Source organism: Streptomyces sp. NPDC021562, assembly GCF_040640875.1.
Classification (GTDB): Bacteria; Actinomycetota; Actinomycetes; order Streptomycetales; family Streptomycetaceae; genus Streptomyces.
Window position 1 is genome coordinate 361,260 of sequence record NZ_JBFACN010000005.1, and the last position, 20,586, is coordinate 381,845.

The 20,586-nt window shown below is 71.8% G+C and carries 19 protein-coding genes and 1 riboswitch; of the genes, 9 read left to right on the forward strand and 10 right to left on the reverse strand.

Annotated features, from left to right (window positions below; translation table 11 throughout):
- The first annotated feature begins 150 nt into the window (after positions 1 to 150).
- On the forward strand, positions 151 to 1,122 hold the full coding sequence (locus AB0G52_RS10610) for an ankyrin repeat domain-containing protein (RefSeq protein ID WP_361335691.1): 972 nt from the start codon (positions 151 to 153) through the stop codon (positions 1,120 to 1,122).
- A 109-nt stretch (positions 1,123 to 1,231) separates the two neighbouring features.
- Positions 1,232 to 1,810 (forward strand): hypothetical protein, encoded by a 579-nt coding sequence (locus tag AB0G52_RS10615; RefSeq protein ID WP_132891999.1) that lies wholly within the window; start codon positions 1,232 to 1,234, stop codon positions 1,808 to 1,810.
- Positions 1,811 to 1,833: 23 nt separating this feature from the next.
- Here AB0G52_RS10615 and AB0G52_RS10620 read toward each other — a convergent pair whose 3' ends face one another.
- Entirely contained in the window at positions 1,834 to 3,390 is a 1,557-nt protein-coding gene (locus AB0G52_RS10620) for a carboxylesterase family protein (RefSeq protein ID WP_361335694.1), read from the reverse strand.
- A gap of 177 nt (positions 3,391 to 3,567) precedes the next feature.
- On the opposite strand from AB0G52_RS10620, the gene AB0G52_RS10625 reads away from it, so the two are divergent.
- Positions 3,568 to 4,026, forward strand: a complete 459-nt coding sequence (locus AB0G52_RS10625; RefSeq protein ID WP_361335697.1) for a hypothetical protein — start codon at positions 3,568 to 3,570, stop codon at positions 4,024 to 4,026.
- A gap of 54 nt (positions 4,027 to 4,080) precedes the next feature.
- On the opposite strand, the gene AB0G52_RS10630 is transcribed toward AB0G52_RS10625, so the two are convergent.
- Complete coding sequence (locus AB0G52_RS10630) at positions 4,081 to 5,208, reverse strand: NADH:flavin oxidoreductase (RefSeq protein ID WP_132892002.1); 1,128 nt, start codon at positions 5,206 to 5,208, stop codon at positions 4,081 to 4,083.
- A 293-nt stretch (positions 5,209 to 5,501) separates the two neighbouring features.
- Between AB0G52_RS10630 and AB0G52_RS10635 the strand changes: the two genes are divergently transcribed.
- Positions 5,502 to 6,287 (forward strand): alpha/beta fold hydrolase, encoded by a 786-nt coding sequence (locus AB0G52_RS10635; RefSeq protein ID WP_361335700.1) that lies wholly within the window; start codon positions 5,502 to 5,504, stop codon positions 6,285 to 6,287.
- Between the two features lie 407 nt (positions 6,288 to 6,694).
- On the opposite strand, the gene groL is transcribed toward AB0G52_RS10635, so the two are convergent.
- The 4 genes from groL to thrC all read right to left on the reverse strand — a co-directional run bounded on the left by groL (position 6,695) and on the right by thrC (position 10,930).
- Positions 6,695 to 8,317, reverse strand: a complete 1,623-nt coding sequence (gene groL / locus AB0G52_RS10640; protein ID WP_046730948.1) for a chaperonin GroEL — start codon at positions 8,315 to 8,317, stop codon at positions 6,695 to 6,697.
- A gap of 333 nt (positions 8,318 to 8,650) precedes the next feature.
- Positions 8,651 to 8,854 (reverse strand): cold-shock protein, encoded by a 204-nt coding sequence (locus AB0G52_RS10645; protein WP_004986573.1) that lies wholly within the window; start codon positions 8,852 to 8,854, stop codon positions 8,651 to 8,653.
- Positions 8,855 to 9,323: 469 nt separating this feature from the next.
- Positions 9,324 to 9,599, reverse strand: coding sequence for a MoaD/ThiS family protein (locus AB0G52_RS10650; protein WP_132892004.1), 276 nt, complete (start codon positions 9,597 to 9,599; stop codon positions 9,324 to 9,326).
- Positions 9,600 to 9,646: 47 nt separating this feature from the next.
- Positions 9,647 to 10,930 (reverse strand): threonine synthase, encoded by a 1,284-nt coding sequence (gene thrC, locus AB0G52_RS10655; RefSeq protein ID WP_358974354.1) that lies wholly within the window; start codon positions 10,928 to 10,930, stop codon positions 9,647 to 9,649.
- A gap of 18 nt (positions 10,931 to 10,948) precedes the next feature.
- A riboswitch (SAM riboswitch) is annotated at positions 10,949 to 11,091 on the reverse strand.
- 157 nt (positions 11,092 to 11,248) lie between these two features.
- Here thrC and AB0G52_RS10660 point away from each other — a divergent pair.
- Together AB0G52_RS10660 and AB0G52_RS10665 are read left to right on the forward strand one after the other, a co-directional pair.
- Positions 11,249 to 12,193, forward strand: a complete 945-nt coding sequence (locus AB0G52_RS10660; protein WP_132892006.1) for a glucosyl-3-phosphoglycerate synthase — start codon at positions 11,249 to 11,251, stop codon at positions 12,191 to 12,193.
- An 83-nt stretch (positions 12,194 to 12,276) separates the two neighbouring features.
- Positions 12,277 to 13,716 (forward strand): trehalose-6-phosphate synthase, encoded by a 1,440-nt coding sequence (locus AB0G52_RS10665; protein WP_132892139.1) that lies wholly within the window; start codon positions 12,277 to 12,279, stop codon positions 13,714 to 13,716.
- 55 nt (positions 13,717 to 13,771) lie between these two features.
- Here the strand turns inward: AB0G52_RS10665 and otsB are convergent, their stop codons facing one another.
- The 3 genes from otsB to AB0G52_RS10680 are packed head-to-tail and all read right to left on the reverse strand — an operon-like array spanning position 13,772 to position 16,217.
- Positions 13,772 to 14,638, reverse strand: a complete 867-nt coding sequence (otsB, locus tag AB0G52_RS10670; RefSeq protein ID WP_361335705.1) for a trehalose-phosphatase — start codon at positions 14,636 to 14,638, stop codon at positions 13,772 to 13,774.
- Positions 14,639 to 14,696: 58 nt separating this feature from the next.
- Positions 14,697 to 14,930 carry a DUF3263 domain-containing protein gene (locus tag AB0G52_RS10675; RefSeq protein WP_132892008.1) on the reverse strand — a complete coding sequence of 78 codons (234 nt, stop codon included), beginning with the start codon at positions 14,928 to 14,930 and terminating at the stop codon, positions 14,697 to 14,699.
- An 18-nt stretch (positions 14,931 to 14,948) separates the two neighbouring features.
- Positions 14,949 to 16,217 carry an extracellular solute-binding protein gene (locus AB0G52_RS10680; RefSeq protein ID WP_207921872.1) on the reverse strand — a complete coding sequence of 423 codons (1,269 nt, stop codon included), beginning with the start codon at positions 16,215 to 16,217 and terminating at the stop codon, positions 14,949 to 14,951.
- A gap of 129 nt (positions 16,218 to 16,346) precedes the next feature.
- Here AB0G52_RS10680 and AB0G52_RS10685 point away from each other — a divergent pair, with 129 nt between their 5' ends.
- The 3 genes from AB0G52_RS10685 (at position 16,347) to AB0G52_RS10695 (ending at position 19,551) form a co-directional block, all read left to right on the forward strand.
- Positions 16,347 to 17,288 carry an ROK family protein gene (locus AB0G52_RS10685; RefSeq protein WP_132892010.1) on the forward strand — a complete coding sequence of 314 codons (942 nt, stop codon included), beginning with the start codon at positions 16,347 to 16,349 and terminating at the stop codon, positions 17,286 to 17,288.
- Positions 17,289 to 17,383: 95 nt separating this feature from the next.
- Complete coding sequence (gene nagA, locus AB0G52_RS10690; RefSeq protein WP_361335817.1) at positions 17,384 to 18,514, forward strand: N-acetylglucosamine-6-phosphate deacetylase; 1,131 nt, start codon at positions 17,384 to 17,386, stop codon at positions 18,512 to 18,514.
- Positions 18,515 to 18,621: 107 nt separating this feature from the next.
- Positions 18,622 to 19,551, forward strand: a complete 930-nt coding sequence (locus AB0G52_RS10695; RefSeq protein ID WP_361335710.1) for a 1-phosphofructokinase family hexose kinase — start codon at positions 18,622 to 18,624, stop codon at positions 19,549 to 19,551.
- On the opposite strand, the gene AB0G52_RS10700 is transcribed toward AB0G52_RS10695, so the two are convergent.
- Entirely contained in the window at positions 19,548 to 20,498 is a 951-nt protein-coding gene (locus AB0G52_RS10700; RefSeq protein WP_132892012.1) for a carbohydrate-binding protein, read from the reverse strand. The two genes, AB0G52_RS10695 and AB0G52_RS10700, sit on opposite strands and share 4 nt — an antisense overlap.
- Positions 20,499 to 20,586: the final 88 nt, after the last annotated feature.

Sequence of the window (20,586 nt, forward strand, 5' to 3'; positions counted from 1 at the left end):
GGACAAAGCCAGCCTGGGCGGCCCATCGTGGCGGACGTGAAGGGGAACGCCCGGTGACGAAGTGACCCCGGGGAGGCGATCGGCAGCCGTTGTCAGTGGCGTCTGCGAGGGTGGCGTCACAGAGGTCAGCGGGGCTGGAGGGGGCGCGGGATGACGGGGCGGGATGACGGGGGCTGGGCCGGTATGGACTACCGGGGCTGGCTGGACCATGCGGACGTGACGCGACGGCTCGATGCCGGGGCCGATCCCGAGAGGTGGGGTGTCGGAGGCTCACGCCCCCTGCACCGCGCGGCGGTTTTCGGCTCACCCGAGGTCGTCGCCGAACTGGCCCGCCGGGTCGCCGATGTGGACGCACTGGAAAATGGGACAACCGCTTTGTGGGACGCGGTGGCCGCGGGCCGTACCGGCAACGCGCGAGCACTCGCCGCCGCCGGGGCCGACCCGCTGTGGACGGGGTTCGGCGGCTGGACTCCGGCACGCCTGAGTCTGGCCGGGCCGGAGCCGGACCTGTTCACACCATCAGAGGACCTACTCCCTCTGACGGACACCGAGCGCGCCATGGCGGAGGAGAGCCGGAGGCTCCTCACGGCGCTGGGGGAGTTCCACTACGAGGGCCTGGGGCTCGCCTGCGTCGCCGGGATCGACGCCGAGGAGGCGATACGTCGCCTGGAGGCGATGCCGGCCGACGCCCAACGCGTTGAAGACGTGCTGGAGGACCCCTACGAGTACGAGCTCGACGACACCCTGCTGCTGGTCGGCGTGACGACCGTGCCGGGCGGCTGTGTACTCACCCAGCCCTGGGGATACGGCCCGTCCATGCCCGGCCTCCATGCCCGTCTTTCCCAGGGCACCGTCTCCTACGGCCTCTACGCCAACCCCAAGAGCGGCAACCAGGGCAGCATCCACCGCGACGGCGTCTGCGAGGGCTGGGACCTGCACCCTGGCGGCGGCCCGGACGCCGAGGACAGCCCGGAGGAGGTGCTGCTCTCGTACCTGTACCAGTACAAGGCCGTGGCCTACTGCCTCGCCCGCACCGGTCTGCGCCCCACCGACGCCCGCGCGGTCATCGGCCCACCGGACCACTGGGTCGAACTGCCCGAGCGCGACTACTGGGCGATGTGAGAAGGGTTGCCGAGGCTCGGGCGTCCAGCTCCGCGCACGGTCGCGGCATCCGGCATCCCGGTCAGGACGTTCGGCGGTGTTGTCGGTGCCCTGTGCAACCCTGGGTCCCATGAACCACGCCCAGCTCACCGCCCTCGGCCGGGCCCTTCGCGTGCTCGGGGAGCACGGGGACGCGCTGACCGGCGACACGCCCGATGCCAAGCTGTACGAGGTCAAGGACGATCTGCGGCGCGCTCTCGACCTGCTGGAGGAGAGCGTCGGCGCCGCCGCCCCCACCACGCGGTGCCCCGAACACCCGCAGGGCCCCGTGGACAAGAGCGCCCCTGATCTGTGCCTGCTGTGCGAGACGCGGCGGCGGGCCGCGCGGCGGTCGGAGTTCGCCGGTGGGCCCCGGCCCGCCGACGCGGGGGAGGCCACCGGGCCGTCCATGTCCCGGTACGGGGTCCGTGCCGACCGGCCGCAGCCGCAGCAGCGCTGGCTGCCGGAGGCGTGGAACGGGCGGGAGTGGCAGCTGTGCGGCACCCCCAGGCGCGACCGCCGGGAGGCCGAGCTGTACATCGCCGCCCAGCGCCGCGGCTCCCGGCCCGCGGCGGCCTACCGGCTGGTGCACGAGTTCACCGACTACGAGGTGCTGCGGGTGTGGGGCAACCCCGTCCACGTCGACATCGAACCCCTCGGCAACCTCTGACCCCGGCCGACGGCCGGTGCGGGTCAGCCGAGCAGGGGGGACGGGGTGAACTCGTATCCCTCCCAGAGCTGCCTCGTCCGCTCCTCCGGGTACGCCGTGACCGTCGGGGTCGCGTCCATGAGCTGGGTGGCGCGGGTCCGGGTGTCGAACGCCGGCCAGCCCGGGTCCCCGGTCCTCGCGAACGCCGTCCACGCGGTGCGGAACCGGGTGGAGAGGGTCTGGGCCTCGGCGGTGACGTCGGCGCCCGCCCAGAGGAGGTTGGCGAGGTCCGCGTCGAAGGTGCCGAAGAGGAGGGGGATGTCCAGGCCGTGGCAGGCGCCCAGGACGCCGCCGGCGCCGGGGGCGCCCCAGGTCAGTTCGTAGAGGTGGGCCCGGCCGCCGCCCGCGGTCTGGGCCTCCGCGAGGCGCAGGGACGGCATCGCGAACAGCCAGTCCGTCTGCACCTGTGCGTACAGCGCGGTGGGTGACGCGTCGGGGTGGGCCGCGCGGTAGGCCCGCTCGCCCGCCTCGCCACCCGGTCCGAACAGACGCAGCGCGCCGGTCGCCTGCTCCTCCGTGACCCTGCCGTGCATGCCGGCCATGACGAGGAAGAGGCGGAACTCGTCGCGGTTGTGGCCGACGAGCAGGTCCACGTCGCGGGCGGCGCCGGAGGCGAGCGCCTCCCAGGGGGTGCTGGGCAGCACGTCCCCGTCGACCACCGGGGAGAACGGAGTGAGCGTCGGCGCGATCCGGCCCCAACGGTCCACGTACTGGGCCATCTTGGCGCTCAGCGCCTGTCCGGCCTCCGGCAGCCGGCGCGGGTCGGTCGTCGCCAGGTCGGCCACCGTGGGGCGCAGGCCGGCCTCGGCCGCGAGGGCCCTGCCGATGTCCTCGGCCAGCTCGGCGGAGAAGAAGGTGCCCGGGACGCTCTGCGCGATCGCCCGCCGGAACAGGCCGCGCGCCCTGGGCATCGCGAGGAGCGAGGCCACCGACCCGGCGCCCGCGGACTCGCCGAAGACCGTGACCTGGCCGGGGTCGCCGCCGAACGCGGTGACGTTGTCCCGTACCCACTCCAGGGCCGCCACCTGGTCCAGCAGGCCGCGGTTCGCGGGCGCTCCCTCGATGTGGGCGAAACCCTCCATGCCGACGCGGTAGTTGAGGGTGACCACGACGACGTCGCCCTGGCGGGCGATGCGCTGCGCGTCGTAGCCGGGGCTGCCGGAGTGGCCCAGCTTGTACGCGCCGCCGTAGATCCACACCATCACCGGGCGGCGGGCGGCCGGGTCCGGGTCGGGCGTCCACACGTTCACCGTCAGCCAGTCGTCGCCCTCGGGGGCCTCCCGTACGCCCGTGCGCCCCTGGATGCCCAGGTCCTGCGGGGGCGGCGGACCGAAGGCGTACGCCTCGCGGGTGCCGTCCCAGGAGCGGACCGGCCGGGGCGCCGCGAACCGTGCCTCCCCCACCGGGGGTTCGGCGAACGGGATGCCCCGGAAGACCGCCAGTCCGTCCTCCTGGAGTCCGCGCACGGCACCGGCGGCCGTCCGCACGACGGGGCCCTCGGCGGCCGCGGAGGCCGGTGGCCGGGTTTCACTGGCGGTCATGGTCGCTCGCTCTCGCCTCGGCGGCTGCTGGTCACCGGTGGAACGCACGGCACCACGGGTAAGTGCCGGTGTCCGCGGTCGGTGCATAGAATCCACCCCACCCGTACGGCGGTTTTCAGCCAGTCGACGGGCTTGGACGTCGCGTTCCCCCGTCAGCCGTCGACCGGAGCAGCACTGATGACCGGCCTCGCCAGGCAGTTGCGTGTCTCGCTCCTGGTCACACTCGCAGTGCTGGCCTTCCCCGTGCTCTCCGACCTCCTGGACGGACTGCTGCGGTGGGACTTCCCGGCGGTGCTGGGTGACAAGGCCCTGGAAGTGGCCGTCGTCTGCGCCCTCGTCGCCGTCCTGCACACAGTCATATACGGCGTGATGCGGGTCGGGCGGCCCGAGACGCGCGGGGCACGCGGTGTCCGGGCCGGGCTGGTGCTGCTGTCGGCGCTCGACGTGGTGCCGCTGTGCGTGGCGGGTCACGTCGTACCGGCCCTCGTCCCCGTGCTGGCCGCCGTCGGCGGCTGGGGCTGGGCGCGGTGGCGGCGCCTGGGGGCGGAGACGGCGCGGATCTGGGCCCTGCTCTTCGGCGTCCTCTCCCTGCCGGTGCAGGGAGCGGTCGCACTGGTCATGACCGTGTTCCGGTGATCTCGCACGTCTCCGCCCGCCGGCCCGTTCGGCTGGGCTCGGCTCGGAAGCGGTTCAGCTCAGCGACTTCAGGGCCGCCGCGTCGTACGGCTTCAGCTCGTCGGTGTTGCCTGCGAGGACCTTCGACGCCCACTCGGGGTCCTGGAGGAGGGCGCGGCCGACGGCGACCATGTCGTACTCCTCGCGCTCCAGGCTGTCGAGGAGGTCGTCGATGCCCCTGACCGGGGAGCCCTCGCCCATGAAGCCCTTGATGAAGTCGCCGTCGAGGCCGACCGAGCCGACGGTGATGGTGGGCCTGCCGGTGAGCTTCTTGGTCCAGCCGGCCAGGTTGAGGTCGGAGCCCTCGAACTCGGGGAGCCAGTAGCGCCGGGTGGAGGCGTGGAAGACGTCGACGCCGGCGGCGGCCAGCGGCGTGAGGATCGCCTCCAGCTCCTCGGGGGTCTCGGCGAGGCGGGCGTCGTAGTTGTCGGACTTCCACTGCGAGAAGCGGAAGATGACCGGGAAGGTGGCGGAGACCGACGCGCGGACCGCGGCGACGACCTCGGCGGCGAACTTCGTACGGGCCACCAGGTCGCCGCCGTACGCGTCGGCACGGCGGTTGGTGCCCGCCCACAGGAACTGGTCGAGCAGGTAGCCGTGCGCGCCGTGCAGCTCGACGCCGTCGAAGCCGATGCGCTCGGCGGCGGCCGCGGCCTCGGCGAACGCGGCGATCACGTCGTCCAGGTCCTGGCGGGTCATCTCCTTGCCCTCGCCCTCGGTGCCGTCCAGGCGGATGCCGGAGGGGCCGACGGCGGGGGCGTCCGCGAACGGCGGCCGGCCCTGCTTGCGGACCATGCCGATGTGCCACAGCTGCGGGACGATCGTGCCGCCGGCCGCGTGCACGCCCTCGGCGACCTTCGCCCAGCCCGCCAGCTGCTCCTCGCCGTGGAACCGCGGGACACGGCCGCTGTCCCCGGCCGAGTCGTGGCCGACGTACGTCCCCTCGGTGACGATCAGACCGACACCGGCGGCGGCCCGGCGGGCGTAGTACGAGACCACGTCCTCGCCGGGGATGCCGCCGGGGCTGAACTGGCGGGTCATGGGGGCCATCACGATCCGGTTGGGGACCGTGAGCCCGTTCAGGACGATGGGGCGGGAGAGGATCTCCGCCGCGCGGGAGGCGGGGGTCGTGGTGACGGTCACGTGGGGGGCTCCTCGTGAGTGGGGCGGGTACCCGAGGCCGGGCGCCCGAGGTCGTACGGTCCGGCTCGTTGACCGGGTGGTATGTGCACGCGCATCGAGTGCGCGTCGTGCACAACGATCCGTCCGCCCACGCGCATTCCCACTCCCGCCGACGAAGCCGTGTGACCCCCGCCACGGCCCCGGGGGCCCACCCCACGCCCCTTATCGGCCAACGCCCCGCGCCTCTTGTCGGCTGGCGTCCCGCTCCTCTTATCGGGTGGCGGTGCGCATCGGGGCGCTGGGAGCATCTGCGGATGCAGACACTCGCCGACGAGCTCGGCCACCTCTCCTACTCCGTCACCGGTGACGGGCCGCCCGTCGTACTCGTGCACGCCGGTGTGGCGGATCACCGTATGTGGGACGCGGTCGCACCCGCCCTCGCCGAACGGCACACGGTCGTCCGGTACGACCTGCGCGGCTTCGGCGAGTCCGCGCCGCCGAGCGGACCGTTCGGCGAGAGCGACGACCTGCGCCGCCTCCTGGACCACCTCGGCCTCGACCGGGTCCGGCTGGTGGGCGCGTCCTGGGGCGGCCGGGTGGCCGTGGACTTCACGCTCACCCACCCGGACCGGGTGCACTCGCTGGCGCTGCTCGCCCCGCCGTGGCCGGGGTACGACTGGTCCGCGGAGATGATCGCGTACGACGAGGCCGAGACCGCGGCGCTGGCCGCGGGCGACCTGGACACCGCCGTCCGGGTGAACCTCGACATGTGGCTGCGCGGGCCGGCCCGCGGCTGGGACGACGTCGCCGACGGACTGTCCGACCGGCTCCGCGGCCCGCTGCGCACGTCGCTGGTGAACCAGGACGTGGTGGGCGAGCACTCCCAGGGGCCCACGGCCGGCGACCTCGCCGGCATCCGCGTGCCCACCCTGGTGGGGATCGGCAAGCTCGACGTCCCCGACTTCCAGGACATCGGGCGCCGCTACGCCGCCGGGATCCCCGGCGCCACCCTGGTCGAGTTCCCCACCGCCGCGCACCTGATCGCCCTGGACGCACCGGCCGAACTCACCGAGGCACTGGGCCCCTTCCTCACCCGCTAGGGGCTGCCGGGGCACGCCTTCGGCGGCCCGTCGGGCATCGCCATCCGCGTCCTCCGGCCGGGAGGCGCCCCCACCGCGTCGCCCGCCGGATCGCCCGCCGGGCAGCGGCCGCTCGACCACGGCGCCTTGCCTCGCCGTCGGACGCACTGGACGCGCCCGCCGAACTCATCGCCGCGCTGGTCCCGTCCCCCACCCGCCAGGGGCAGCCGGGGCCCGCCTGCAGGATCACCGTCGGTCACCGACGTCCCGCAGTTTCCGGCCGGGAAGGCGCTCACCGAACTCGCCGCGACGTTGCGTTCCTCACCCGCCAGGGGCCGTTCGACCCCGGGTGCGGCGAAGGGCGGTACCCCCTGTCGACCAGGGGGTACCGCCCTTCGTGCTGTGCGGGAGCTGCCGAGCCGTCAGGCTCAGAAGTCCATGTCACCGCCCGGCATGCCGCCCGGGGCGGCCGCGGCGGCCTTCTCCGGCTTGTCGGCGATGACGGCCTCGGTGGTGAGGAACAGCGCGGCGATGGAGGCGGCGTTCTGCAGGGCGGAACGCGTCACCTTCGCCGGGTCGATGATGCCCTCGGCGACCAGGTCGACGTACTCACCGGTCGCGGCGTTCAGGCCGTGACCCGGGGTGAGGTTGCGGACCTTCTCCACCACGACGCCACCCTCGAGGCCGGCGTTGACGGCGATCTGCTTGAGCGGGGCCTCCAGGGCGAGCTTCACGGCCTGCGCGCCGGTCGCCTCGTCACCTTCCAGCTCCAGCTTCTCGAAGACCTGGGAGGCCTGCAGCAGGGCCACGCCACCACCGGCGACGATGCCCTCCTCGACGGCCGCCTTCGCGTTGCGCACGGCGTCCTCGATGCGGTGCTTGCGCTCCTTGAGCTCGACCTCGGTCGCGGCACCGGCCTTGATGACGGCGACGCCACCGGCGAGCTTGGCCAGGCGCTCCTGGAGCTTCTCGCGGTCGTAGTCCGAGTCGGACTGCTCGATCTCGGCGCGGATCTGGTTGACCCGGCCCTGCACCTGCTCGGTGGAGCCGGCACCGTCGACGATGGTGGTCTCGTCCTTGGTGATGACGACCTTGCGGGCGCGGCCCAGCAGGTCGAGGGTCGTGTTCTCGAGCTTGAGACCGACTTCCTCGGAGATGACCTCGCCGCCGGTGAGGATGGCGATGTCGTTCAGCATCGCCTTGCGGCGGTCGCCGAAGCCCGGGGCCTTGACGGCGACGGACTTGAAGGTGCCGCGGATCTTGTTGACGACCAGGGTCGACAGGGCCTCGCCCTCGACGTCCTCGGCGATGATCAGCAGCGGCTTGCCCGACTGCATGACCTTCTCCAGGAGCGGGAGCAGGTCCTTGACGGAGCCGATCTTGGAGTTGGCGATCAGGATGTACGGGTCGTCGAGGGACGCCTCCATACGCTCCATGTCGGTGGCGAAGTACGCCGAGATGTAGCCCTTGTCGAAGCGCATACCCTCGGTGAGCTCCAGCTCCAGACCGAAGGTCTGGGACTCCTCGACGGTGATGACGCCTTCCTTGCCGACCTTGTCCATCGCCTCGGCGATGAGCTCGCCGATCTGGGTGTCGGCGGCGGAGATGGAGGCCGTGGAGGCGATCTGCTCCTTGGTCTCGACATCCTTGGCCTGCTCGAGGAGGGCACCGGAGACGGCCTCGACGGCCTTCTCGATACCGCGCTTGAGGGCCATCGGGTTGGCGCCGGCGGCTACGTTGCGCAGGCCTTCCTTGACCAGGGCCTGGGCGAGCACGGTCGCGGTGGTCGTACCGTCGCCGGCGACGTCGTCCGTCTTCTTGGCGACTTCCTTGACCAGCTCGGCGCCGATCTTCTCGTACGGGTCCTCGAGCTCGATCTCCTTGGCGATGGAGACACCATCGTTGGTGATCGTGGGGGCGCCCCACTTCTTCTCGAGGACGACGTTGCGGCCCTTGGGGCCGAGCGTCACCTTGACGGCGTCCGCGAGCTGGTTCATGCCGCGCTCGAGGCCGCGCCGCGCCTCCTCGTCGAACGCGATGATCTTGGCCATGTGAAGTGGTCCCTCCAGGACTGGGGGTGAGTCTTCGAGGACCGCGCCCGCGCCCGCGACGGACGGCTCGCCGACCCGTGGGTTCCTTGCCCCACCCGGTCCGCGGGCCTCACCGACCCGGTCCTTCTTTGTCACTCTCACCTTCAGAGTGCTAACGCAATGATTAGCACTCGGCCTAGGCGAGTGCAAGCGCCTCCCGGGTATCGGGCGGCGCGCTCAGCCGCCCGCGAACACCGGGCGGCACCCTCCGGAGACCCGGACCGGCGCCCTCCGGGGACACGGCGAAGGGCCCGCCCCCCTGACGGGAGCGGGCCCTTCCTCGTGTGTGCCGTTTCAGGCGGTGACGCGAACCATGTCGGCCTGCGGGCCCTTCTGGCCCTGCGAGATCTCGAACTCCACCCGCTGGCCCTCTTCCAGGGTGCGGTAGCCGTCCATCTGAATCGCGCTGTAGTGGACGAACACGTCCGCACCACCGTCGACCGCGATGAAGCCGTACCCCTTCTCCGCGTTGAACCATTTGACGGTGCCCTGAGCCATGCCTAACTCCCCTATTACTGGCCCTTGCACAGATCCACACTTCGCGGATCCGGGTCAGACCTCACCCCCCATTGGTTGGGGGCGTGCGCCGGAACGCGTCGACCGCGGCTGAATGTATCTGTCCAACTGCCGTCTGCAACAGGTCAATCGGACGAGAATTCTGGGCGGGAAGGGTCCGGAATGTAGCGAGAATTCGGTCGAATTCAGGGCAAGTCGGGCCCCATAAAAGCCACGAAAGCCGCATATGACCCGCACACTTTGGCTACTTCTTGGCAGGCCCGAGGTATCCAATAACAGGGCCCGCGCCCCGGTGATCGGGACCGTGTTCCCCAACTGTACCGCGCTCAACCACACAGAATTGCCCCCTCCGCTTCTCTCGCGGAGGGGGCAATCCCATTCACAACCGGCGACGTTTGTTACCGAAGGTAATGTTCGGTCATTCGGCCATCACGTCAGGCGGGTCGGCGGCTCAGCCACCGGCGACGGCCGGGATGATGGAGACGCCGGCGCCGTCCGGCGTGACCGTCTCCAGGCCCTGCTCGAATCGCACGTCGTCGTCATTGACGTAGACATTGACGAACCGGCGCAGCTTGCCCTGGTCGTCGAGAACACGGGCGGCGATCCCGGTGTGGTTCTTCTCCAGGTCGGCGATGACCTCGCCGAGGTTGGCGCCTTCCGCGGCGACCTCGGCCCGGCCGCCGGTGTAGGTGCGCAGGATGGTGGGGATGCGAACGGTGACGCTCACTGTCTAGACCTCCGGTCCGGGCAACGCCCTGGTTCTGTGCGGTCGGCTCAGGCGAGCCCGGCCTCGTGGAAAGACTCGAGATTCGGGCGGATGGTCGCGGTGAGTCCCGTACCCGCGACCGCGTCCAGTGTCTTCAGTCCGTCACCCGTGTTGAGGACGACGATCGACTTCGCCGGATCGATGAGCCCGTTCTCGATGAGCTTCCTGGTGACCCCGACCGTCACCCCGCCCGCGGTCTCCGCGAAGATGCCCTCGGTCCGCGCGAGCAGCTTGATGGCGTCGACGACCTGCTCGTCGTCGACGTCCTCCACCGCGCCGCCGGTGCGCCGGGCGATGTCGAGGACGTACGGGCCGTCGGCCGGGTTGCCGATGGCGAGGGACTTGGCGATGGTGTTCGGCTTCTGCGGCCGGACCACGTCGTGACCCGCCTTGTACGCGGTCGACACCGGCGAGCAGCCCTCCGCCTGCGCACCGAAGATCTTGTACGGCTTGTCCTCGACGAGCCCGAGCTTGATCAGCTCCTGCAGCCCCTTGTCGATCTTCGTGAGCTGGGAGCCGGAGGCGATCGGGACGACCAGCTGGTCCGGGAGCCGCCAGCCGAGCTGCTCGCAGATCTCGTACGCGAGCGTCTTGGAGCCCTCGGCGTAGTACGGCCGCAGGTTGACGTTGACGAAGCCCCAGCCCTCGCCGGCCGGGTCGCCGATCAGCTCGGAGCAGAACCGGTTCACGTCGTCGTAGTTGCCCTCGATGCCTACGAGCTCGCCGCCGTAGATCGCGGCCATGACGACCTTGCCCTGCTCCAGGTCGTGCGGGATGAACACGCAGGAGCGGAAGCCGGCCCGGGCCGCGGCGGCGCCGACGGCGCCGGCCAGGTTGCCGGTGGAGGAGCAGGAGAGCGTGGTGTAGCCGAAGGCGCGGGCGGCCTCGACGGCCTGGGCGACGACGCGGTCCTTGAAGGAGTGCGTGGGGTTGCCCGAGTCGTCCTTCACGTACAGCCCGCCGGTGACGCCGAGCTCCTTGGCCAGGTTGTCGGCCTGCACGAGCTTGGTCCAGCCCGGGTTGATGTTCGGCTTGGTCGCCACGTCCGCGGGGACGGGCAGCAGCGGCGCGTAGCGCCAGATGTTGGCGGGGCCCGCCTCGATCCGCTTGCGGAGCTCCTCGGTGTCGTAGCCCGAGAAGTCATACGCGATCTCCAGCGGGCCGAAACACTCCTCGCAGGCGAACACCGGGCCGAGCGGCACGCGGTGGCCGCACTCGCGGCAGGACAGCGCGGCGGCGGGGCCGAGGTCCACGGTCTTCGGGGAAGCGGTTGCAACAGTCTGCGCAGCCATGTGAGGCGAGGCCCTTTCTCCTCATCTTCCTCACGACGCATCTCGCCGTGAGACGGATTTGGCACCTTCCCTAGTCGGGAGCCTCGCTGTGCAACACGAGACCGACTGGAGGGTTGCCGGGGCTTCATCGGGCCGTTTCCCTCTGCCCCTCTGGATGAGCTGTATTCGGTTGTCAACGCACGGTGACGCCAGGACATGCGATGGTCACGCGCGTTGTTCAAGACTGTAACCGAAGGCCAGGACAGTTGAGATAGTCGTCCGTACCGCGAGATGGATCACACCCCGCAGTGTGACCGTGACAGTGAGGAGCCGCTGACTGTGCTGGAAGAAGCCGAACGCTGGCTGGCCACCCGCTCCTGGTCCGTGACCGACCGTCCGCTGCACCGGATACTCGCCGCCAAGCAGCGCACCGGTCAGTCCGTCTCCGTCGTGCTGCCCGCGCTCAACGAGGAGGAGACGGTCGGTGACATCGTCGCGGTCATCCGCCACGACCTGATGCGGCAGGTGCCGCTCGTCGACGAGATCGTCGTCGTCGACTCGGGCTCCACCGACCGCACCGCGGCGGTGGCAGCGGCGGCGGGCGCCCGGGTCGTCCACCGTGACACGATCCTCCCCCGCATCCCCGCCGTCCCCGGCAAGGGCGAGGTCCTGTGGCGCTCCCTGCTCGTCACCGGCGGGGACGTCGTCTGCTTCGTCGACGCCGACCTGAGGGACTTCTCCTCCGACTTCGTCACCGGCATCGTCGGCCCGCTGCTGACCGACCCGGACGTGCACCTGGTCAAGGCGATGTACGACCGCCCGCTCGCCGGCGCGGCGGGCCAGGGCGGCCGGGTCACCGAGCTGATGGCCCGCCCCCTGCTGAACATGCACTGGCCGCAGCTGGCCGGGTTCGTGCAGCCGCTCGGCGGCGAGTACGCGGCCCGCCGCACCCTGCTGGAGCAGCTCCCCTTCCCGGTCGGCTACGGCGTGGAGCTGGGCATGCTGGTGGACGCCCTGCACCTGGTCGGCCTGGACGCGCTCGCCCAGGTGGACGTCGGGGTGCGCAAGCACCGCCACCAGGACGGCCAGGCCCTCGGCCGGATGTCCGCCGCGATCTACCGCACGGCCCAGCTGCGGCTGGCCCGCGGCCATCTGATCCGCCCGTCCCTGACCCAGTTCGAACGCGGCGAGGACGGCTTCGAACCCCGCACCTACTCCGTGGACACGGAGGAACGCCCGCCGATGGTGGAGATCGCGGAGTACGCCGACCGCCGGGTGGCCTGACCTGGTACACGTTCGCCCGTCGGGCGTGGCCGTACGTTTGAGCGTTTACAAGCCGGGCTAGGTTGAGGCGTATGGCTTCCCCCATGGCTTCCACCGGCAGTGCAGAGGTGCTGGTCGCGTCGAACCGCGGCCCGGTTTCGTACGAGTTCCGTCCGGACGACGGGGACGGCGCGCTCCGTGCCAAACGGGGCGGCGGCGGGCTCGTCTCGGGGCTCTCGGCGATCGGGCCGGACGCGAACGCGGTGTGGGTGTGCGCCGCGCTGAGCGACGGTGACCGCGAGGCGGTCCGGCGGGCCGGGGGCGGCCTGCTGCCGGAGGCGGACACCGGGGGCCAGCGGGTCCGGATGCTCGACATCGACCCGGGCGTGTTCTCGGACGCCTACAACGGCATCGCGAACTCGGTGCTGTGGTTCGTCCACCACATGCTCTACCAGACCCCGCTGGAGCCGGTCTTCGACGCGGAGTTCCGGCGCCAGTGGGAGTCGTACCGGGCCTACAACCGCGCGTTCGCCGAGGCGCTGGCCGAGGAGGCCGGCGACGGCGCGGTGGTGGTGATCCAGGACTACCACCTGGCGCTCGCGCCCCGGATGCTGCGGCAGCTGCGGCCCGACCTGCGGATCGGCCACTTCTCGCACACGCCGTGGGCGCCGCCGGACTACTTCCGGCTGCTCCCCGACGACATCGCGGCGGAGCTGCTGACCGGGATCCTCGGCGCCGACCACGCGGCGTTCCTGACCCGCCGCTGGGCGGACGCGTTCGTGGCCTGCTGCCACACGGTGCTGGGCCCGGGGATCCCCTCCTCGTCGGACACCCGGATCGGGGTGCACGGCCTGGGCGCCGACGCCGACTTCCTGCGCAAGCGGGCGCACGAGCGGGACGTGGACGAGCGGATGGCGGCCCTCCGGGAGGAGATCGGGGAGGGCCGCAAGACCATCGTCCGGGTCGACCGGACCGAGTTGTCGAAGAACATCGTGCGCGGGCTGCTCGCCTACCGGCAGCTGCTCGACGACCGTCCCGAGTGGCGGGAGCGGGTGGTGCACGTCGCGTTCGCCTACCCCTCGCGGCAGGACCTCCCCGTCTACCGGGACTACACGGCCGAGGTGCAGCGGGTCGCGGACGAGATCAACTCGGCGTACGGGACGGCGGGCTGGACCCCGGTGGTGCTGCACGTCAAGGACGACTTCGCGCGCTCGCTGGCGGCGTACCGGCTGGCCGACGTGGCCCTGGTGAACCCCATCCGGGACGGCATGAACCTGGTCGCGAAGGAGATCCCGCTGGTGTCGGACGAGGGCTGCGCGCTGGTGCTCTCGCGGGAGGCGGGGGCGTACGAGGAGCTGGGCGAGGACGCGGTGGTGGTGAATCCCTACGACATCGGGGGGACCGCGGCCGCGTTGCAGGAGGCGTTGACGATGGGGGTGGCGGAGCGGGCGGAGCGGTGCAAGCGGCTGGCCGCCGCGGCGACCGCGTTGCCTCCTGCGGCCTGGTTCCTGGAGCAGTTGGGGGCGTTGGGCGGGGGTGGGTGAGCGTCGTGGGGAACTGCGGGTTCGGTGGGGGCTTGTCGCGCAGTTCCCCGCGCCCCTAAAGGGCGCTCATGGCAGCCAGGGTCTGCAGGAGCCGCACGACCCCCTCCGGGCCGTTCACCACCAGGTCCGCTCGGTCGGCGAGGTCGGTCACCTCCTCGTTGCCGCTGCACACCAGGAGGCCCGGGACGTTCTCCTTGCGGAGTTCCTCCACCGCGGCGAAGGCCGGGATGTCGCCCAGGTCGTCGCCCGCGTAGAGGACCGCGCCCGCGCCGATCTCCCTCGCGAACTCGCGGAGCGCCACCCCCTTGTCCATGCCCGGGGGGCGCAGTTCCAGGACCAGGCGGCCCGGTTCGACGATCAGGGCGTGCCGGGTGGCCAGGTCGGTGAGGGGGGCGCGGAGGGCTTCGAAGGTGGCCTGGGGGTCGTCGGCCCGGCGGGTGTGGACGGCCACCGCGAACCCCTTGTCCTCGATCCAGGTGCCGCGCGCGGCGCCGACGCGGTCGAGGAGGGCGGGGAGTTCGGCGCGGACGGCCGCGATGCCGGGGTGCGGGGGCGGGGCGGTGAGTTCGCCGGTGGCCGCGTCCCAGCGTTCGGCGCCGTAGTGGCCGAGGACGACCAGGTGCTCCAGGCCGGGGATCTCGGCGAGGCCGCCGTTGCGGACGGCGACCTCGGCCGGGCGGCCGGTGATGACGGCGACGGCGGCCACCTTCGGCGCGAGGGCCGACAGGGCCGCCGCGGCGTCCGGGTGGGCCCGCGCCTGCTCGGGGTCGGCGACGATCGGCGCCAGCGTCCCGTCGAAGTCGAGTCCGACGAGGGCGGTGCGGGGCCGCGCGAGCAGCGCCTCCAGTCCTTCGCGACCGGCGGCGGTGCGGGGCGTCGGGAGGGGTTCCGTGACGTGGGGGTCCGTGCTGTGGTTGCCCATACGGCTGACAGTATCCGAGCGCCCTCGTTTCAAGCGTCCCGAAGATCCCCCAGGACCGTCAGCGCTCCCCGCGCCGCGTCTCGCGCACTCTGCGCAGCCGGTTCACCGTCACCGGGTCGTGGGCCAGGGCCCGCTCGTCGTCGAGCAGGGCGTTGAGGAGCTGGTAGTAGCGCACCGGCGCCAGATCCAGCTCCTCCCGTATCGCCCGTTCCTTCGCGCCGGGGCTCGGGAAGCCCCGGCGTTCCAGGGCGAGGATCGTCAGCTCGCGTGCGCCCAGTTCTTGCCGGTCCATGCCGAGAACCGTACGCGCTCAGCCGGTCGCGGCCGCCGTACGGCTGTCCGCGAGGGACGCCTCGGCCTGGATCTGCGTGAGCACGCTGGTCGGGTTGCCGGACGGGCCGACCGCCGTACCGATCTGCTTCTTGATGTCGGCGCTGACGGCCGCCCAGGACGTCTTGCCCGCCGGGTACAGCTCGGAGGTCGGCAGCTGCTCCAGGAAGGGGCGCAGCTGCTTGTCCTGGGCCTGGCCGGAGTCGGTCATCGTCTGGGACGCGGACGTGGTGACGGGCAGCAGGCCGTACTCGCGGGAGAAGTCGAGGACGTTCTTCTCGCTGTAGACGTAGTCCAGGAAGTCGCCGACCTGCTTGGCGTGGCCGTTCTGCTTGAACGCCGCCATCCAGTCGGTGACGCCCATGGAGGCGGTGCGGGTGGCCTGGCCGGCGCGGGCCGGCATGGCGACCGTGCCGAACTTCACGCCCTTCTTCTCGGCCTGCTTGATCAGGGTGGGGTGGCCGTTGAGCATGCCGACCTGGCCGTCGGCGAACGCGGCGAACGCGGTCGCGCGATTCAGCCTGCCGGGAGCGGTCGGGCCGGTCAGCCCCTTGCCGACCAGCTCGTCCTTGAGCCAGGTGAGGGTGTCGATGTTCTGCGAGGAGTCGATCGTGTACGTGCCGGTGTCGTCGGTGTAGCCGCTGCCCCCGCTGAGCAGCCACTGCATGGTCTCCGCCTGCGCCTCCTCGGGGCCGAGCGGCAGCGCGTACGGGTACTTCACGCCGTGTGCCTTGAGCGCCTCGGCGTCGGACGCCAGTTCCGTCCAGGTGGTGGGCGGGGTGAGGCCGGCTTGGGAGAAGAGGGTCTTGTTGTAGAAGAGGACGCGCGTGGACGCGGCGAAGGGGATGCCGTACTGCGCGTGGTTCCACTGGCCCGCCTCGGCGAGCTGGGACGGGAAGTCGGCCTGCACCGGGATGGAGAGCAGGTCACCGGCCTCGTACAGCTTGCCGGCCGCCGCGTAGTCGGCGTACGCGCCGATCTGCGCCAGGTCGGGGGCCTTGTCGGCGGCGACCATCTCCTTGACCTTGCGGTCGACGTCGTTCCACGAGTAGACGGTGACGTCGATCTTCACGCCGGAGTGCGTGGCCTCGTACGCCGCGGCCAGCTTGTCCCAGTACTTCTGGGAGCTGTTGGCGGCGGAGTCCCCGTAGTCCGCGGCGACGAGTCTGAGGGTCACGTCCGAGGATCCGGTCGTCCCACAGCCACCGAGGACCGCCGTCATGCCCAGAGCGGACACCACCGCGGTCATTCCTGCCTTACGCCGCCGCACCTGTACTACCTCGATCTAACTGTCTCGCCGTTCAACATGTGGACCCATAAGGTCTACACCACGTGAGTGGACTAGACCTCTTGCGGGTCGGCGGGCCACACTGTCCTCGTGAGACATGTCATCGCCCTGGACGTGGGCGGCACCGGAATGAAGGCCGCGCTGGTCGGCCCGGACGGCGAGCTGCTCCACCAGGACCGCCGGGCGACCGGCCGTGACCGCGGCCCCGACGCCGTGGTCGCCGCCATCCTCGACTTCGCCGCCGACCTGCGGGCCCACGGCGAGCAGCGGCTCGGCGAGCCGGCGGCCGCGGCCGGCGTGGCGGTGCCGGGCATCGTCGACGAACGCGCCGGGACCGCGGTCTACGCGGCCAACCTCGGCTGGCGCGACGTCCCGCTGCGCGCCCTCCTCTCCGACCGCCTGGGCGTCCCGGTCGCCCTCGGCCACGACGTGCGCACCGGCGCCCTCGCCGAGGGCAGGCTCGGCGCGGGCCGGGGAGCGGACCGCTTCTTCTTCGTGGCGCTCGGCACCGGTATCGCGGGCGGCTTCGGCCTGGACGGCCGGGTGGAGCCGGGCGCGCACGGCTTCGCGGGCGAGATCGGCCACGTGGTCGTACGGCCGCGGGGCATCCCCTGTCCCTGCGGGCAGCGCGGCTGTCTGGAGCGGTACGCGTCGGCGGCGGCGGTGAGCGAGGCGTGGGCGAAGGCCTGCGGCGACCCGGAGGCGGACGCGGCGGACTGCGCGAAGGCCGTCGCGTCCGGCGACCCGAACGCCGTACGGGTGTGGGAGGAGGCGGTGGACGCGCTGGCCGACGGCCTGGTCACGGCCCTGACCCTGCTGGACCCACGCGTCCTGATCATCGGCGGCGGCCTGGCGGAGGCGGGAGACGTGCTCTTCGCCCCGCTGCGGGAGGCGGTACAGACCCGGGTGACCTTCCAGAAGCTCCCGGCGATCGTCCCGGCCGAACTGGGAGACACGGCCGGCTGTCTGGGCGCGGGACTGCTGGCCCAGAACCTGTTGACTACGACGACTACTGCGGAGGTAACCCCCTGATGGCTGCCAACGAGCGTGAGGACAGCGCCCCCTCAGGGGCGCGGGGAACTGCGCGATCAACCCCCACGCACCCGCAGCCGGGAACGCACCGCCTGATCCTCTCCGGCGCCCGGACAGTCCTCCCCACCGGATTGGTCGAAAAGGGCCAGGTGAACGTCGACGGCACCACGATCACCGCCGACCCCCCGGCGGACGCCCAGCGCATCGACCTCACCGGCCACTACCTGATCCCCGGCTTCGTCGACATCCACAACCACGGCGGCGGCGGAGCCTCCTTCAGCTCGGGCACCGCCGAACAGATCCTCACCGGCGTCCACACCCACCGCCTGCACGGCACCACCACCCTGGTCGCCTCCACCGTCACCGACGACATGGACGTCCTCGCCCGCCAGGCCGCCCTCCTCTCCGAGCTCGCCGAGCAGGGTGACATCGCCGGCATCCACTTCGAGGGCCCGTTCATCTCCCCGTGCCGCAAGGGCGCCCACTCCGAGGGGCTGCTGCGCGACCCGGACCCGGCGGAGGTCCGCAAGCTGGTCGACGCGGCGCGCGGGCAGGCGAGGATGGTCACGCTGGCCACCGAACTCCCCGGCGGCATCGAGTCGGTGCGACTGCTCGCCGAGCACGGCGTGATCGCGGCCGTCGGCCACACGGACGCGACGTACGAGCAGACGGTGGAGGCGATCGACGCGGGCGCCACCGTCGCCACCCACCTCTTCAACGCGATGCCGCAGCTGGGCCACCGGACCCCCGGGCCGATCGCCGCGCTCCTGGAGGACGAGCGGGTGACGGTCGAGCTGATCAACGACGGTACCCATCTGCACCCCGCCTCCCTCCAGCTGGCGTTCCACCACGCGGGGCCGGACCGGGTCGCGTTCATCACGGACGCCATGGACGCGGCGGGCGCCGGTGACGGCCGCTATCTGCTGGGCCCGCTGGAGGTCGAGGTCACGGACGGGGTGGCGCGGCTGGTGGAGGGCGGTGCGATCGCGGGCTCGACCCTGACTCTGGACCGCGCGCTCCGGCGGGCGGTGACCGTCGACCGCCTCCCCGTCGAGCACGCCGTCGCCGCGCTGTCCGCCAACCCGGCCCGCCTGCTCGGCCTCTACGACCGCGTCGGCTCCCTGGAGCCCGGCAAGGACGCGGATCTCCTGGTCCTGGACGACGAGTTCACGCTGAAGGGCGTGATGAGGAAGGGCGAGTGGGTGGTCGCACCCGAACTGCCCTGACCATGACCGTGGTTTGAGGGACGGCGGCCTAGGCCGGGCGCCGTCCCTTTGGCATGATCGAGCCTCCGAAACGAACCCCACGGCCGCGTCTGCGAGGGAGGTCGCCGGTGATCCTCACCGTCACGCTCAACACCGCTCTCGACATCACCTACCGGGTCGGCGCGCTGCGCCCGCACACCTCGCACCGCGTCGCCGCCGTGACCGAACGGCCGGGCGGCAAGGGGGTGAACGTGGCCCGGGTGCTGGCCGCGCTCGGGCACGAGACGACGGTGACCGGGTTCGCGGGCGGGGCCACCGGGGCGGTGGTACGGGAGCGGCTCGCGGAGACGGCGGGCGTACGGGAGGCGCTGCTGCCGGTGGCCGGGGCGACCCGCCGGACGGTCGCCGTCGTGGACGAACGGACGGGCGACACGACCCAGTTGAACGAGCCGGGTCCGCAGATAGCGCCCGCCGAGTGGGGTGCCTTCCTCGACCACTACGAGGAACTGCTGCGCGGGGCCTCGGCGGTGGCGCTGTGCGGGAGCCTGCCACCGGGGGTGCCGGTGGGGGCGTACGCCACGCTGATAAGAACCGCCCGGTCCGCCGGCGTCCCCGTCCTCCTCGACACCAGCGGCGAAGCCCTGCGGCGCGGGGTGGCGGCCCGGCCCGACCTGGTCAAGCCGAACGCATACGAACTGGCCGAACTCACCGGCTCCCACGACCCGTCCCGCGCCACCCAGGACGCCCGCCGCCGCGGCGCCCGCGCGGTGGTCGCCTCCCTGGGCCCCCAGGGTCTTCTCGCGCTCACCCCGGAGGGCTGCTGGCGCGCCCTCCCACCCACCCGAGAACACGGCAACCCGACGGGAGCGGGCGACGCGACGGTCGCCGCCCTCCTGTCGGCCCAGGTGGAACAACTCCCCTGGCCGACCCGCCTGACCCGCGCGGTGGCCTTGTCAGCGGCGACGGTACGCGCCCCGACGGCGGGCGAGTTCGACCACGGGACCTACGAGAAACTACTGGGCCAGGTCACGGTGACCGGTGGGGCGACGGCCCCTTAGCCCTTGTTCGTGTGCTTGCCCTGCTGCACCCACAGCTGGTCCAGCAGGACGTCGCAGCTGTCGCCGCTCTGGCAGGACAGGGAGATCGTGTTGGTGCCCTTGGTGAGCGTCGGCCAGGCGTAGCTCGTCGTCCAGGCCTTGGTCGGGTCGCTCTGGTGCGTGTAGTTGTCCAGGCTGAACTTGCTGCCGAACGCCTTGCCGTTGATGGACAGCGTCATCTTGCCGTCCTGTACGGCGCTGTAGTGCGCGAAGACGGTGTACAGGCCGTCCGACGGAATGCCGTTGACCGTCCAGGTGACGCCGGCGCCCGTCTGGTTGAGGTTCGTGACGTAGATGCCGCCTTCGGCCCTCGCCCCCTTGACGTCCGAGGCGAGGCTCGCGCCTCCGTCCAGCCGGAAGGCCTTGGCGTCGACCGGCGCGATGTCACCGGACGCCGACACCGAGCTGGAGCTGGACGGGCTCGGGGACGCGCTCTCGCTCTGGGTCGGCGTCGTGGAGGCGCCGGTGTTGGTCTTGTCCTTGTCACCGTTGCCGTTGAGCATGGCGACGCTGATGCCTATGACCACCGCGGCCACGACCGCGATCGCGCCGATGAGGAGGCCCTTGGTGTTCGGCCCGCGGCCGCGGGCCGGGGCGGGCGGGGCCTGGCGGGAGGCCGGGGCGCCGCCCGGGAAGGTCTCCGGGGCCTGGTAGGCCGCGGTGGGCTGCTGGCCGTAGCCCCCTGCCCCCGGCTGCTGCGGGATGGTCTGGCCGCCGTACTGCGGCGCCTGCTGCTGCCCGCCGTACGTGCGCTCGCCGACCGGACGCACTCTGCTGACGGCGTTCGGGTAGCCGTAACCACCGGAGCCGGACGGCGGCTGGGCCCCTCGGGCCTGGCCGTCGGCGTAGAGGTAGCCGAACGGGTCGTCGTCCTCGGGCGTGCTCGCGCCGTTGTCGCCGGGCGTCATCCCTTGGTACTCCTCAACAGGTGCGGGCGGATGCGGTACAGGTATTGAGTGTCGAGCCTACCCGGTCTCACTGAGCCAAACGGGTGAC

Coding starts and splice junctions, on each gene's coding strand:
- AB0G52_RS10610 (WP_361335691.1), top strand. CDS start 151: ATGACGGGGCGGGATGACGGGGGCTGGGCCGGTATGGACTACCGGGGC.
- AB0G52_RS10615 (WP_132891999.1), top strand. CDS start 1,232: ATGAACCACGCCCAGCTCACCGCCCTCGGCCGGGCCCTTCGCGTGCTC.
- AB0G52_RS10620 (WP_361335694.1), bottom strand. CDS start 3,390: ATGACCGCCAGTGAAACCCGGCCACCGGCCTCCGCGGCCGCCGAGGGC.
- AB0G52_RS10625 (WP_361335697.1), top strand. CDS start 3,568: ATGACCGGCCTCGCCAGGCAGTTGCGTGTCTCGCTCCTGGTCACACTC.
- AB0G52_RS10635 (WP_361335700.1), top strand. CDS start 5,502: ATGCAGACACTCGCCGACGAGCTCGGCCACCTCTCCTACTCCGTCACC.
- groL (WP_046730948.1), bottom strand. CDS start 8,317: ATGGCCAAGATCATCGCGTTCGACGAGGAGGCGCGGCGCGGCCTCGAG.
- AB0G52_RS10645 (WP_004986573.1), bottom strand. CDS start 8,854: ATGGCTCAGGGCACCGTCAAATGGTTCAACGCGGAGAAGGGGTACGGC.
- thrC (WP_358974354.1), bottom strand. CDS start 10,930: ATGGCTGCGCAGACTGTTGCAACCGCTTCCCCGAAGACCGTGGACCTC.
- AB0G52_RS10665 (WP_132892139.1), top strand. CDS start 12,277: ATGGCTTCCACCGGCAGTGCAGAGGTGCTGGTCGCGTCGAACCGCGGC.
- otsB (WP_361335705.1), bottom strand. CDS start 14,638: ATGGGCAACCACAGCACGGACCCCCACGTCACGGAACCCCTCCCGACG.
- AB0G52_RS10675 (WP_132892008.1), bottom strand. CDS start 14,930: ATGGACCGGCAAGAACTGGGCGCACGCGAGCTGACGATCCTCGCCCTG.
- AB0G52_RS10680 (WP_207921872.1), bottom strand. CDS start 16,217: ATGACCGCGGTGGTGTCCGCTCTGGGCATGACGGCGGTCCTCGGTGGC.
- AB0G52_RS10700 (WP_132892012.1), bottom strand. CDS start 20,498: ATGACGCCCGGCGACAACGGCGCGAGCACGCCCGAGGACGACGACCCG.